Source organism: Kitasatospora sp. NPDC090308 (assembly GCF_044769485.1).
GTDB classification, from domain to species: Bacteria; Actinomycetota; Actinomycetes; order Streptomycetales; family Streptomycetaceae; genus Kitasatospora; species Kitasatospora fiedleri.
The window spans coordinates 29,456-43,199 of the sequence record NZ_JBIVXY010000027.1 but is presented as its reverse complement, the minus strand read 5'-3'; the positions used below and the strand labels follow the sequence as shown (position 1 = coordinate 43,199).

11 protein-coding genes are annotated in these 13,744 nt (G+C 75.2%); 4 read left to right on the top strand and 7 right to left on the bottom strand.

All coding sequences use genetic code 11. The features are described 5' to 3' along the window. Positions 1–58: 58 nt before the first annotated feature. The 3 genes from ACIQVD_RS33310 to ACIQVD_RS33300 form a co-directional block, all read right to left on the bottom strand. On the bottom strand, positions 59–2,911 hold the full coding sequence (locus ACIQVD_RS33310) for an SGNH hydrolase domain-containing protein (protein ID WP_402292624.1): 2,853 nt from the start codon (positions 2,909–2,911) through the stop codon (positions 59–61). 15 nt (positions 2,912–2,926) lie between these two features. Next, positions 2,927–4,636: a glycosyltransferase family 2 protein gene (locus ACIQVD_RS33305; protein ID WP_400693726.1), complete on the bottom strand. Its 1,710-nt coding sequence runs from the start codon at positions 4,634–4,636 to the stop codon at positions 2,927–2,929. 281 nt (positions 4,637–4,917) lie between these two features. Beyond that, the gene (locus tag ACIQVD_RS33300) at positions 4,918–5,262 is read right to left on the bottom strand and encodes an ArsR/SmtB family transcription factor (protein WP_402292623.1); all 345 of its coding nucleotides are present in this window, start codon (positions 5,260–5,262) and stop codon (positions 4,918–4,920) included. 108 nt (positions 5,263–5,370) lie between these two features. On the opposite strand from ACIQVD_RS33300, the gene ACIQVD_RS33295 reads away from it, so the two are divergent. Beyond that, the gene (locus ACIQVD_RS33295; RefSeq protein ID WP_402292622.1) at positions 5,371–6,465 is read left to right on the top strand and encodes an NADH:flavin oxidoreductase/NADH oxidase; all 1,095 of its coding nucleotides are present in this window, start codon (positions 5,371–5,373) and stop codon (positions 6,463–6,465) included. 75 nt (positions 6,466–6,540) lie between these two features. On the opposite strand, the gene ACIQVD_RS33290 is transcribed toward ACIQVD_RS33295, so the two are convergent. Further along, positions 6,541–7,773: an MFS transporter gene (locus ACIQVD_RS33290; protein ID WP_402292621.1), complete on the bottom strand. Its 1,233-nt coding sequence runs from the start codon at positions 7,771–7,773 to the stop codon at positions 6,541–6,543. Between the two features lie 54 nt (positions 7,774–7,827). Here ACIQVD_RS33290 and ACIQVD_RS33285 point away from each other — a divergent pair, with 54 nt between their 5' ends. After that, positions 7,828–8,607 carry an AraC family transcriptional regulator gene (locus ACIQVD_RS33285; RefSeq protein WP_402292620.1) on the top strand — a complete coding sequence of 260 codons (780 nt, stop codon included), beginning with the start codon at positions 7,828–7,830 and terminating at the stop codon, positions 8,605–8,607. 7 nt (positions 8,608–8,614) lie between these two features. Here ACIQVD_RS33285 and ACIQVD_RS33280 read toward each other — a convergent pair whose 3' ends face one another. Together ACIQVD_RS33280 and ACIQVD_RS33275 are read right to left on the bottom strand one after the other, a co-directional pair. Continuing rightward, positions 8,615–8,914, bottom strand: a complete 300-nt coding sequence (locus ACIQVD_RS33280) for a hypothetical protein (protein ID WP_402292619.1) — start codon at positions 8,912–8,914, stop codon at positions 8,615–8,617. Positions 8,915–9,117: 203 nt separating this feature from the next. Next, entirely contained in the window at positions 9,118–9,816 is a 699-nt protein-coding gene (locus ACIQVD_RS33275; protein WP_400693709.1) for a FadR/GntR family transcriptional regulator, read from the bottom strand. A 154-nt stretch (positions 9,817–9,970) separates the two neighbouring features. On the opposite strand from ACIQVD_RS33275, the gene ACIQVD_RS33270 reads away from it, so the two are divergent. Together ACIQVD_RS33270 and ACIQVD_RS33265 are read left to right on the top strand one after the other, a co-directional pair. Then, positions 9,971–10,495: a gluconokinase gene (locus ACIQVD_RS33270; protein ID WP_402292618.1), complete on the top strand. Its 525-nt coding sequence runs from the start codon at positions 9,971–9,973 to the stop codon at positions 10,493–10,495. 87 nt (positions 10,496–10,582) lie between these two features. Then, positions 10,583–12,019 carry a gluconate:H+ symporter gene (locus tag ACIQVD_RS33265; protein ID WP_400693703.1) on the top strand — a complete coding sequence of 479 codons (1,437 nt, stop codon included), beginning with the start codon at positions 10,583–10,585 and terminating at the stop codon, positions 12,017–12,019. 120 nt (positions 12,020–12,139) lie between these two features. Here the strand turns inward: ACIQVD_RS33265 and ACIQVD_RS33260 are convergent, their stop codons facing one another. Then, entirely contained in the window at positions 12,140–13,723 is a 1,584-nt protein-coding gene (locus ACIQVD_RS33260) for a glycerol-3-phosphate dehydrogenase/oxidase (protein ID WP_400693700.1), read from the bottom strand. Positions 13,724–13,744 lie beyond the last annotated feature (21 nt).

Here is a 13,744-nt window from a genome sequence, read left to right as displayed (position 1 = left end):
TGGCGGGCCGCGCGGCTCCCCGCGCCCCCGCCGTCCTCACCCCGTCGTCATCCCGTCGTCATCCCTTCGTCGAGACGGTGACCGAGGCGACCTTCATCGGGTGGCCCGGTTCGGTCGCGGCCGTGGGCGAACTGCCGTACGCGGCGGGGAGGTTGCCGCCGACGGCGACGTTCAGGATCAGGAAGATCCCGTGGTGGACGGCCTGGTCCCAGGCGGCCGGGTCGACCTGGTCGGCGGTGACCCGGAAGTACTCCCGGCCGTCGCGCAGCCAGCGGACCCGCTCGGGGCTGGTGGAGCGGTCGATCTCGACGGTGTAGGTGTGGAAGGCGCCCCAGCAGTCGGCGCAGGGCTGTTCGCCGGAGCCCAGGCCGTTCGGCTCCTGGCAGGGGCCGCCCGGCGTGGTGCCGCAGTGCAGGGTGCCGAACCCGCCCCGGCCGCCGACGGATTCGAGCACGTCCAGCTCGCCGACGCCGGGCCAGCCGGTGTACCCGTCGCGGAGCCGGCCGCCGAGCGCCCAGAACGCGGGCCAGTACCCGGCGGCGGCCGGGCCGTGCACGTCGGGCAGCGCCACCTCGGCCTCCACCCGCAGGACTCCGCCCGCCGGGGCGGCCAGGTCGGCCCGCCGGGACTCGATCCGCCCGGAGGACCAGCGGCCGGCCGCGTCCCGGGTCGGGGTGATCTCCAGCGCGCCCGCGCCGTCCAGGCGGACGTTCTCGGCCGCGTCGGTCATGGTCTCGATCTCGCCGGTGCCCCACTGGACGGCCGGGCAGCCGGGGTAGCAGGTGCCCAGGTCGTACTGCCAGGTGGCGGCGTCCGGCCGGCTCCCGGCCGGGCCGTCGAACTCGTCCCGGAGCAGCGTCGTCCAGTCGCCGTCGGCGCCGAACGCGCCCGCCTCGATCAGCAGTCGGTCCAGCCGCGGGGTGAGCACCACGGCCGCGGCGTTGGTCAGGTGGGAGTCGTCGCGGTACAGCAGCACGTGCTCCAGGACGGCCGGGCAGCTGCGCCCGTCGGCCGGGCAGAGCACCGAGTTGACCTCGACCGTCCGGACGCCGGGGAACGCCCCGGCGGCGATCTGTTCGGCCAGCGGGTCGGCGTACAGGCCCTCGGCGCGCGGGAAGTCGCAGGCGGAGGTGGTGTCGGGGTGGCCGGAGACGCAGGCCGGGACGTCCCGGCCGGGGACCGGGGTGTCCTGGAGGTAGACGACCGGCACGCCCAGCTCCCGCAGCGGGGCGAGGGTCCGCTCCCAGCCGCGCAGCAGCGCGGCCCGGTCGGCGGTGTAGCGGTTGAGCGCGGAGACCACGACCAGCTTCGGCTTCGGGCCGTCCTTCAGCCGGGCCAGCACGTTCGCCCGCCAGGTGTCGCACTCGTGGTAGGTCCGGCCCAACTGCGGGTTGGTGACGGTGATCTCGGCCGGCGGGCAGCCCTGCTTGACGAGTTCCTCGACGGACAGCCGGTGCTGGGCGGCGATGCCGAGCAGCGCGGAGAACCACTGGCCGGCGTGCGAGTCGCCGAGCAGCACGATCCGGTCCTCGCCGGTGCCGAAGCGGCAGGGCGGGCTGGTGGTGTCGGCCGGGTCGACCTCGCAGCCGCCGTCCGGCGGGAAGTCCTGCCGGGCCTGGACGGGGTTGGGCACGGTCGGCGCGTGCGGGGGCGGCGCGGCGGCCAGCAGGCTGCTGCCGGTGCGGGCGCCGGGCGGCAGGCCGGACGGGTCCGGGGGAGTGGCCGGGCCCAGGTTGCGGATGGTGCCGGAGCCGACGACCAGCGCCAGCAGCACCGGGAAGACCACCGCGGCCAGGCCCAGCGACAGCCCGCGGCGCGGGATCTCGCCCAGCACCAGGCTGCGGCGCAGCGGCTGCTCCAGCCAGCGCAGCGCGGCGTACGCGGGCAGCGCGGCGGCGGCGGTGAGCGCGGCCTTGGCGCCCCAGGGCAGGGCGCCCCAGTGCGCCTCGGCGAGCACCAGCACCGGCCAGTGCCACAGGTACAGGTTGTAGGAGAGCCGGCCGACCGCCCGGGGCGCGCCGAGCGAGAGCGCCCGCCCCACCAGGTGGGGTCCGGCCGAGCCGGCCAGGACGATCGCGGCGGTGGCGGCGGTCGGCAGCAGCGCGGCGTACCCGGGGTAGCGGGTGTGCCCGTCGAACAGCAGCACCGCGACGAGCACCCCGGCCAGGCCGCCCAGGCCGAGCAACTCCCGTACCAGCCTGGGAAGTTCGCGGACCGGCAGTAGGGCGACGGCGGCGCCGGCGGCGAACTGCCAGGCCCGGGTCGGGGTGGAGAGGTAGGCGCCGGCGCTCCAGTGCAGGGAGAGCCAGAACGAGCCGGCGCCGAGCAGCAGGGTCAGGCCGAGCAGGGTGCGCCGCCGCCAGGCCCAGCGGGCGGCGAGCGCCAGCAGCGGGGCCCACAGCAGGTAGAACTGCTCCTCGACGGCGAGCGACCAGAAGTGCAGCAGTGCGCTCGGGTCGCGGCCGGCGGCCAGGTAGTCGGTCTGTTCGGCGATGAAGCGCCAGTTGGCGACGGACAGCGCGGAGGCGAGGACGTCGCGCTCCAGGTCGGCCCGGCGCAGCGGCGCGGTGAGCAGGGCGCCGAGGACGGCGGTGGCGGCCAGCACGACGGCGGCGGAGGGCAGCAGGCGGCGGGCCCGGCGGGAGTAGAACTCGGCCAGCCGGACGCGTCCGTGCCGCCCGGTCTCGGTGCGCAGCAGGCCGGTGATCAGGTAGCCGGAGACGACGAAGAAGACGTCGACGCCGACGAAGCCGCCGGCGAGACCGGGTACGGCGGCGTGGAAGGCGAGCACGGCGAGGACGGCGACGGCCCGCAGGCCCTCGATGTCGGGTCGGAACTTCGGCCGCTCGACCGGCGGGCGGTGCAGCACGACGGTGAGCGGGGCGGTACTCGGGGCGGTACTGGTGGACACGGGAGCGTGGACCTTTCAGCCCAGCCAGGGCAGCATCGGAGCCGCCCAGCCGGAGGCGAGCAGGGCGACCAGGGCGAGCGTGCTCGTGACGGCGAGGGCCTCGGGCCAGCGCCGCGGACGCATCGCCGGGCGGGCCCCGGATTCGGTCGGTTCGGCGGTTCCGGCGGTTCCGGCGGACTCCGCGGTTCCGGCGGACTCGGCCGCGCGCGGCCGGAGTTCGGTGTACAGGTCGCGGATCAGCGGCACCCCGAGGTGCAGTTGCACGGCCAGGTACAGGGCCAGCCCCCAGGTGGTGTGCCAGCCGTGCAGGGCGGTGGCGACGGCCACGCCGGCGGCGGTGGCGGCCAGCGTGCCGGCCGTCCACAGCAGCGAGACCAGCAGCACCTTGCGGGCCATCCCGCCGGAGCGGCCGGGTCCGGCGACGCCGGTGGGCACCCAGGCGGCGCTGCGGCCGCGCAGGGTGTGCCAGTACGCGGTGGCGGCGGCGAAGCTCATCAGCACGTTGGCGCGCAGCACTTCGGAGCGCCAGCGGGTGCGGCTGACCCGGGGCAGCAGCACGTGCCACAGCCACAGCAGCGAGATCAGCGGCAGCACGTACCAGGCCCGGACCTCGCCGGGGAAGGCGAACAGCATCACCAGCGGCGGCAGCGGCGCGGTGAGCACGTTGACGGCGGCGGCCAGGTAGCCGACGATGCCCTCGTCGAAGCAGCGGCGCATCCGCCAGGTCATCGCCCGGCGGGCGGCCCGGTCGCCGATCAGGTGCAGGTTGCCCATCGTCCAGCGGTACTGCTGGTTGACGAAGCTGGTGGTGGAGTCGGGCGAGGTGCCCTTGGCGACCAGCACCGGCACGTAGCGGGTGGTGTAGCCCCGCTGGTGCAGGGCCAGGCCGGTGTACATGTCCTCGCTGTGGTCGAGCCGGGCGAAGCCGCCGGCGGCGTCGATCGCGGCGCGCCGGTAGACGGCGTTGGAGCCGCAGCAGATGGCGGCGTCGGAGGCGTCCCGGCTGGGCTGCACCCAGCGGAAGAACCACTCCTGGGCGGACCCGGCGGCGCGTTGCACCCAGCCCATCGAGGCGTCGGTGTCGAAGCACTGCGGGCTCTGCACGATGCCGACCGCCGGATCGCCGAAGTACGGCAGGAGGTGCTGGAGCAGGTCGGCGCGCGGCGCGAAGTCGGCGTCCAGGATGGCGACGAACTCGCCGCTGCTCAGGGTCAGCGCGTGGTTGAGGTTGCCGGCCTTCTTGAACTCGCCGCGGTTCGGGCGGACCACGTAGTGGTAGCCGAACTCCTCGGCCAGCCGGGCGACTTCGGGCCGGTCGGCGTCGTCGAGCACCCACACGTCGAGCCGCCCCGGGTAGGAGCTGCGGGCGACGGCGCGGTAGGCGTTGGCCAGGATGTCGAGCGGTTCGCCGCAGGTCGGCAGGTACAGATCGACGGACGGCGGTGCGGCCGGCTGCCAGGCGGCGACCAGCAGTTCGTGGCCGCCCCGGGTGAAGCGGCGGCGGCGCAGGCCGTTCAGGCAGGTCAGGGCGAGTGCGACGGCGTTGATGCTCAGCACGGCGAGGAACGGCCACAGGGCCGGGGTGCGCAGCGAGAAGCTGAACATGGTGCCCGCGCTGACCGTGAAGGCGAGCGCGGAGAGCAGCGGGACCCAGCGGCGCTGAGGCCCGAAATACCAATAGAGCTCCTGGTCGGAAGGTGGTGACGGAAGGTGATTGACAGTCATTGGGCCCCCCACGGCCAGACATTGACACCTGTCGCCGGTCAGATTACCCGATTGGTATAGACCAAATGACCACGCGGGATGAACAGTGGAGCAACTCGGGTGAAGGGCGCGTGACCAGGCATGACCGTGTCAGGGAAGATCGCTGCGGTGGTGCGCGCGGGGCCCCCGGGGCGGGCGGCGCGCACAGTGGCGCGACGGACGGCGGACGGCGGTCGGCGCGCTGCGGCCGGTGTGCGACGGGTGGGGGCCGGTGTGCGGCGGGTGGTGGCGGGTGGTGGCGGTCAGCGCGCGGCGGGCGCGGCGGCCAGGACCGCGTCCAGCAGGCCGGGGAAGCGGGCGGCCAGGTCGGACTCGCGCAGGCTGTTCATCTTCGAGGTGCCGCGCCGGTGCTGGCGGATCAGCCCGGCCTCCCGCAGCACCCGGAAGTGGTGCGTCATCGTCGACTTGGTGACCGGGAGTTCGAACGCCAGGCAGTTCAGCTCGCTGCCGCCCGCGCCCGCGAGCTCGGCGACGATCCGCAGCCGGATCGGGTCCGCCAGCGCGTGCAGCACGCAGACCAGCTGGAGCTCCGCGGTGGCGGGCTCGGGCAGCAGGCCGGGGCAGTCCCGGTCGTGGTCGACGGTCACGGGCTCATAGTACGACAACTCTCGTAGTTTGACAGCTGTCGTAGTACGGTGAGTATCGTACGAAGCGAAAGCACCCCCGTGTCCGGCCCACAGGAAGGACAGGCAGCCGTGAGCGCCCTGTTCGAACCCCTCACCCTCCGCTCGCTGACCATCCCCAACCGGATCTGGCTCAGCCCGATGTGCATGTACTCCGCCGCCTCCGAGGGGCCCGACACCGGCGCCGCCACCGACTTCCACCTCGCCCACCTCGGCTCCCGCGCCGCCGGCGGCGCCGGGCTCGTGATGGTCGAGGCCACCGGCGTCCGCCCCGACGGCCGGATCTCCCCGTGGGACCTCGGCCTGTGGAACGACCGCCAGCAGGAGCGACTGGCCCGGGTCGCCGCGCTGATCGCCCGGCACGGCTCCGTCCCCGCGATCCAGCTGGCCCACGCCGGCCGCAAGGCGTCCACCGGCAGGCCGCAGGACGGCGGCGGACCGCTCCCCGTCGAGCGGGGCGGCTGGCAGGTCGTCGGCCCCTCCCCGGTGCCCTTCGACGCGCCCTACCCGGTGCCGGTCGAGCTGACGGAGGCGCAGATCGCCGAGCTGGTCGAGGACTTCGCCGCCTCCGCCCGCCGCGCCCTGGCCGCCGGCTTCCAGGTGGTCGAGGTGCACGGCGCGCACGGCTACCTGGTGCACCAGTTCCTCTCCCCGGTCTCCAACCACCGCACCGACGGCTACGGCGGCGACTTCGCCGGACGCAGCCGGCTGGCCCGCGAGATCGCCACCGCGGTCCGGGCCGTCTGGCCCGCCGAGCTCCCGGTGCTGTTCCGGGTCTCCGCCACCGACTGGCGCCCGGAGGAGCCCAGTTGGACGCTGGAGGAGTCGGTGCTGCTCGCCAAGGAGCTCCAGGCCATCGGCGTCGACCTGATCGACGTCTCCAGCGGCGGCAACGTCCCGCGCGCGGAGATCCCCGTCGGGCCCGGCTACCAGGTCCCGTTCGCCGAGACCGTCCGCCGCGAGTCCGGCCTCCCGGTCAACGCCGTCGGCCTGATCACCGACGCCGCCCAGGCCGAGGAGATCGTCGCCGAGGGCCGCGCCGACGCCGTCATGCTCGGCCGCGAACTGCTCCGCGACCCCTACTGGCCGCTGCACGCCGCCCGCGCCCTCGACGTCCCCCGCGACTGGCCCGTCCAGTACGGCTACGCGGTCGGCCCGCGCGGCTGACACCCGCCGGAGGCGGAACGCGGGAGGCGGGCGCACCCACGGGGGAGTGCGCCCGCCTCCCGTCAACTCGCGTCACTAGGAGACCAGTTCGGCCTCCGGGGCCGGTCCCGCGCCGTCCGTGTCGCCCGGGGCGTCCCCGTCGTCCTCGTCGGCCTCGTCCTTCCAGCGGCCCGGTTCGACCATGAACGCGCCGAGCGCGACGCCCAGCAGCGGGACGGCGGGCAGCAGGGTCAGCACGCCCTGGGGGCCGTGGTGCTGGGCGAGCAGGCCGAAGAGCGGGGCGATCAGGCCGCCGACGCTGACGGCCAGGCCCAGGGTGACGCCGGCGGCGGTGCCGGGGCGAGTGGGCAGGTAGTCCTGGCCGAGCTTGACCAGGACGGCGAACGGCAGGTTCAGCGCCGCGCCCGCCAGCACGGCGAACAGCAGCGGCGCCCACGGGCCGGGCGTCACCCGCAGCAGGACCAGCGCGGGGACGGTGAGCGCGGTGCCCCACTGCGCGGTGCGGACCATGCCGATCCGGTCCGCGAGCCGCCCGCCGCCCAGGGTGCCCGCGACGCCGCCCAGCAGGAAGCAGGTCAGCGCCGCGCCGGCCAGCAGGTGCGAGGCGCCCAACTGCCGCAGCCAGTACAGCTCGATGAAGGTGCTGACGCCGAAGAACACCACCGAGCGGATCACCTCGACCCCGGTGAGCACCAGGAACGGCCGCCAGCGGTCCTTCCCGGCGCGCTTCGCCCCGCCCCCGGCGTGCGGGTACGTCCGGTGCCGGGCCCGGAACAGCACCGCCGCCATCAGCAGCGCCGGCAGCACGAACACCGCCGTCGCCCGCAGGCCCCACGCGGACAGCAGCGGCGTGGCCAGCACCGGCGCCAGGAAGAACCCGACGCTGCCGCCCGCCGCGAAGACGCTCATCGCGCCGGTCGAGTCGCCCGCCGCCTCCCGGGCCGCCCGCCCCGCCGCCGGGTGGAACGCCGCCACCCCCAGGCCGGAGAGCAGCACCAGCAGCCACACCAGCGCGTACCCGTCGGCCAGCCCGCTCAGCCCCACGCCCAGCCCGGCCAGCGCCAGCCCCGCCGCCGACAGCCAGGGCAGCGGACGCCGGTCCACCAGCAGGCCGACCAGCGGCTGCGGGACCGCGCTGCCCAGCGTCGCCGCCAGCGTCAACCCGCCCGCCGCCACGTACCCGTAGCCGCGCTCCAGGACGAAGTACGGCACCACCGCGGGCACCAGGCCCTGGTACAGGTCGTCCACGGCGTGCGCCGCGCCCCACATCCGCATCCGGCGCCACACGCCGGGCAGTTCGCTCGTCATGCGTCCAGCCTGGCCGCCGCACCGCCGTGCGGGCTTCCGGTACTCTGCCAACCCGTGTCGCCAACCCGCCAACCTGCCGAGGACGGCCCGCCGAGCGCCGCGCAGCACCAGAAGGAGACCGGCCCCAGCCGCCACCCGCTGGCCCACCGGGAGCGGATCGACTGGCACTGGCACGACGTCAACCAGCTGATCACCCCCGGCCTCGGCGTGCTGGAGGTGCGCACCCCGTACGGGCAGTGGGTCGTCCCGCCGCACCGCGCGGTGTGGCTGCCCGCCGGGGTGCCGCACACCCACCGGGCGCACGGGCCCAGCGAGTTGCGCTGCCTGGTCTACCCGGACGGCACCGACCCGCTGCGGCTCACCGCGCCCGCCGTGCTCGCCGTCACCCCGCTGCTGCGCGAGATCATCGCCCACCTGACCGGCCCCGACGCCCCCGCCGGACGCCCGGCCCGCACCCTCGAACAGGCCGCCCTGGACCAGCTCGTCCGCGCCCCCGAACTCCCGGTCGGCCTGCCCCGCCCCACCGACCCCCGGCTGCGCGACCTGGCCGCGCTGCTCACCGCCGACCCCGCCGACGACCGCTCGCTCGCCGAACTCGGCCGCGCCGTCGGAGCGGCCGAACGCACCCTCAGCCGGCTGTTCCGCCGCGAACTCGGCCTGGGCTTCCCGCAGTGGCGCACCCAACTGCGCCTCCAGCACGCCCTGGTGCTGCTCGCCGGGGGCCGCTCGGTCACCGCCACCGCCGCCGCCTGCGGCTTCCGCTCGCCGAGCGCGTTCATCGAGGCGTTCCGGCACGCCTTCGGCACCACCCCGGGCCGCCACCAGCAGACCTGACCGGCCGTCAGCGGTGCCGCCGGCCGTTCCGGTACTCGCGTGAACCCTCCAGCGGAGCCGCCGAGTTGGGGACGGGGTGCCGGGAGGCGGCGACCTGCCGGGAGACCGCCACGTCGATCAGGCACCAGGCGAGCAGGAAGACCCCCAGCGCCATCAGCGCCAACGCCGGTGTCAGCAGGCCGGTGTGCGCCCAGGAGGCGAACAGCGCCACCACGAAGGTGAACACCGTGAAGGCGAATGCCATGCCCGCCCGGACGGCGGCCGCCCGGACCTCGTCCGGCAGCCGCCCGCGCCGACGAACGGCCATCGCCAACCCCCTGTCGGTCGTGCGCCCCGGCGGGCGCACCAGGACCAGCCCTGCCCCGTCCGGGGGAGGCTATTCCGTGGGGAGGGCCGATCCAGCCGACCGTGGGCGTGTCGCGCCCCCGGCTCCCCCCGGCTCCCCGTCAGGATCGTAACCGGGGCCGCAAGAGCGCCTCCCCGGCCGACGGGGCGGCGGTCGGCGGGCGGTCAGTCCGGCAGGGTGGCGTCCAGCTCCTCCAGCGCGCCGACCACGATGGTCCGCATGGCCCGTTCCGCCAGCTCCGGGTCGCCCGCGCAGATCGCCTGCGCGACGTCCCGGTGCAGCTGCACCGCGTACTCGCGCGGCCGGTGCGGCATCAGCCGGTGCTCGGTGCGGCCGGTGAGGACCGCGCCCACGGTGTCCTTCAGGTGCGCGAACATCTCGTTGCCGGAGGCCCGCAGCACCGCCGCGTGGAAGGCGATGTCGTGCGCGAGGAAGGCGTCCAGGTCGGCCGCCCGGGCGGTGACGGTCAGTTCGACGGCCAGCGCGCTCAGCTCGCGGCGGTCGTCGTCGCCCGCGCACCGGGCCGCCAGCGCCGCCGCGGCCGGCTCCACCGCGACCCGCAGCGAGCCCAGCGAGCGCAGCTGCGCGGAGCGGTCCGCGCCGGCCAGCCGCCAGCGGATCACCAGCGGGTCGAACACGTCCCAGTCGGCCTTCGGCCGGACGGTGATCCCGACCCGCCGCCGCGGCTCGACCAGCCGCATCGACTCCAGGATGCGCACCGCCTCCCGCACCACCGTCCGGGACACCCCGTGCCGCTGCTCCAGCTCCTCCGCGCGCAGCACCGTCCCCGCCGGCAGCTCCCCGGAGGCGATCGCCGGGCCGAGGGCAGCGAGCAGGCGGCCGGGCAGGCCCTGGATCTCCATCCGGCCAGCTTATCGGCGCGGCCGGGGGGAAGGCGGCCCCCGTCCCACCGGCGCGGAAACCGAAAAGTATGACGATTAGGTTTCGGTCGCTTGAATAAGTCATACCTTTGCGCCAAGGTTGCCCACGCAAGCAGGCAAGGACAGGAGCACCACCATGGCTCTCAGCGCCGAGAACCAGCAGCCGCCCGTCATCGTGGTGATGGGCGTCTCCGGAGTCGGGAAGACCACCGTCGCCCGACTGCTCGCCGACCGCCTCGACCTCCCGTACGCGGAGGCCGACGACTTCCACCCCGCCGCCAACATCGCCAAGATGAGCGCCGGCACCCCGCTGGACGACCGCGACCGGCAGCCCTGGCTGCGCGCGCTCGGCGGCTGGCTGGGCGAGCGGGCCGCGGCCGGCAGCGGGGGAGTGGTCACCTGCTCCGCGCTCAAGCGCGACTACCGCGACCTGCTGCGGGCCGCCTGCCCGGACGCGTTCTTCCTGCACCTGAGCGGCAGCCACGACCTGGTCGGCGACCGGCTGGCGCACCGCACCGGCCACTTCATGCCGCCCGCGCTGCTGGACTCCCAGTACGCCGCCCTCGAACCGCTCCAGCCGGACGAGCGCGGCACCGTGCTGGACGTCGGCGCCGCCCCCGACACGCTCGTCGACCGCGCCGTCGCCGCCCTGGCCCGCTGACCCCCGCGGCCCGACCCCCGCACGCACCACCACCACGTCACACCCCCGCCACCGGCCGCCCGAGAGCCGGACGGTGGCGGCCCGTCAATGGAGACCCCCGTGACCCCCACCCTGCTGGCGGCCGGCGCACCGGCGCTGCCGCACACGGCGAGCGACGGCCGGCTGCTGCTCGCGGTGCTGCTCAGCATCGGCGCGATCGTGCTGCTGATCACCCGGTTCAAGCTGCACCCGTTCCTGGCCCTCACGCTCGGTTCCGGGCTGCTCGCCGCCGTCGCCGGGGCGCCCTTCGACAAGCTGCTGACCAGCTTCTCCACCGGCTTCGGCGCGACCGTCGCCTCGGTCGGCCTGCTGATCGGCCTGGGCGCGATGCTCGGCAAGCTGCTCGCCGACTCCGGCGGCGCCAACACCATCGCGGACACCGTGCTGGCCCGCACCGGCCCCAAGCTGCTGCCCTGGGCGATGGCGCTGATCGCCGCGGTGCTCGGCCTGCCGCTGTTCTTCGAGGTCGGCGTGGTGCTGCTGGTGCCGATCGTGCTGCTGGTGGCCCGGCGCGGCAACGCCCCGCTGATCGGCATCGGCATCCCCGCGCTGGCCGGCCTCTCGGTGCTGCACGGCCTCGTCCCGCCGCACCCCGGCCCGCTGGTCGCCGTCGACGCCCTGCACGCCGACCTCGGCGTCACCCTGGCGCTCGGCCTGCTGGTCGCGGTCCCGACCCTGATCGTGGCCGGCCCGCTGTTCGGACGGCTCGCCCAGCGCTGGGTCGGCCCGCTGGAACTGCCCGCCGACACCGCCCCCGCGAAGACCGCGGACGGCGCGAACACCGCGGACGCCGCGGAGGGCGTCGAGCGCGCGCGGACGCCGCGGTTCGGCGCGGTGCTGGCCACCATCCTGCTGCCGGTCGTGCTGATGCTCGGCAAGGCGCTGGCCGACGTGGTGATCGACGACCCGAAGGCCACCGGCCAGCGGATCTTCGACTTCATCGGCTCCCCGCTGATCGCGCTGCTCGCCGCGACCCTGCTCGCCATGCTGACCCTCGGCCGGGCGGCCGGCTTCGACAAGGGCCGGATCTCCGACACGGTCGGCTCGGCGCTCGGTCCGATCGCCGGGATCGTGTTCATCGTCGGCGCGGGCGGCGGCTTCAAGCAGACCCTGATCGACATCGGCGTCGGTGACGCGGTCAGCGCGTGGTCCGGCAAGTGGCACGTCTCCGCGCTGCTGCTGGGCTGGCTGATCGCGGTGCTGATCCGGCTGGCCACCGGCTCCGCGACGGTCGCCACCATCACCGCTGCCGGCATCGTCGGCCCGCTGGCCGCCGACATGTCCACCAGCCACGCCGCGCTGCTGGTGCTGGCGATCGGCGCCGGGTCGCTGTTCCTGTCGCACGTCAACGACGCCGGGTTCTGGCTGGTGAAGGAGTACTTCGGGATGAGCGTCGGCCAGACGCTGAAGTCCTGGTCGGTGATGGAGACGATCATCTCGGTGGTCGCGATCGCCCTGATCCTGCCGCTCAGTCTGATCGTCTGACGAGCGCGGGTCCCCCTGCCGCGACGCCCTCCGGAACTCCCGCTTCTCCCGGAGGGCGTCGCTTTTTCGCGCCCTTCCCACCTCTCGCCGTGCCTTCCCGCGCCGCTCCGCGCGCCCGGCCTACCGCTCCAGCAGCTCCGCCGTGCGCTTGCGCACCTCCGCGCCGTCCAACCCGCGCACCGTCAGCGTGGTGCGCCGCCGCAGCACGTCGTCCACCGTGTACGCCCACTCCTGCTCGGCCGCGTACACCACCTGCGCCCACACGTCCGGCCCGTCGGGGTGCACCCGTTCGCCCAGCTCCGGGCGCTCGGCGATCAGGCGGGCGATCTCGAAGGACAGCGTGCCGTAGTGGGTGGCCAGGTTCCGGGCCACCAGCGGGTCCATCCGGCTGCCCGGCTCGCGGTCGGTCAGCAGGCGGCGGGCGACGGCCTGCGGGGCGCCGATGCCCGGCAGCGGGACGGTCGGCGGGATCGGCGAGACGTCCTCGGCCAGGCCCACGCCCGGGGCGTGCTTGAGCTTCTCCAGGATCACCCGGCCGATGTGCCGGTACGTGGTCCACTTGCCGCCCGCCACCGACAGCATCCCGGCCCGGCCCTCGGTCACCACCGTCTCCCGCTTCGCCGCCGCCGTCCCGCCCGGCCCGCCCGGCAGCACCCGCAGGCCCGCGAAGGAGTACGTGATGTCCTCCCGCCGCAGGTGCTCGCCGCGCACCGCGTGCCCGGCCTCGGAGAGGATCTGGTCGACGTCCGCCCCGGTGGCCCGGACGTCCAGCGGGTCGCCGGTGTACTCCTCGTCCGTGGTGCCCAGCAGGACGTGGTCCTCCCACGGGATGGCGAACGACACCCGGTAGTGGTCGATCGGGATGGTCAGCGCGGCCCGCCACGGCGCCTGCCGGCGCAGCACCACGTGCGCGCCCTTGGACAGCCGGATCGACGGGGCCGCGCCCGCGTGCTCCATCCGCCGCAGGTGGTCCACCCACGGGCCGGTGGCGTTCAGCACCAGCCGGGCGTCCACGCCGAACTCGGTGCCGTCCAGGGCGTCGCGCACCTCGGCGCCGGTGACCCGGCCGCGGGTGAAGCGCAGCCCGGTCACCTCGGCGTGGTTGAGCACCACCGCGCCCGCGTCCACCGCCGCCCGCACCGTCATCACGGCCATCCGGGCGTCGTTCATCTGGTGGTCGCCGTACACCGCGACCCGCCGCAGCCCCTCGGTGCGCAGCCCGGGCACGGCGCGGGCCGCCGCCGCGGGGGAGGCCACCCGGCCCAGGCCGTCGCGGAACGCGGACAGCGCCGAGTACAGGAACACGCCCGCGCCGAGCTTGGGCGCCGAGTGCGGGCCGCCCTCGTAGACCGGCACGAAGAAGGTCAGCGGGCTGACCAGGTGCGGGGCCACGTGGGTGGCCAGCGCCCGGCGCTCCTTGTGGTTCTCGGCGACCAGCCGCACCGCGCCGGTCTGCAGGTAGCGCAGCCCGCCGTGGACCAGCTTGGACGAGGCGGAGGAGGTGGCGTTGGCGAAGTCCCCGGCGTCCACCATGGCCACCTTCAGCCCGGCCTGGGCGGCGGTCCACGCGGTGGCGGTGCCGAGGATGCCGCCGCCGATCACCAGCAGGTCGTAGCGGGCCCGGCCGAGCAGTTCGCGGGTGGCGGCCCGGGGGACGACGCGGCCGGCGGCGCGCTCGGCGCCCAGGGTCGGGATGGTTGCCATGGTGTGTGGTGGGCGGCCCGG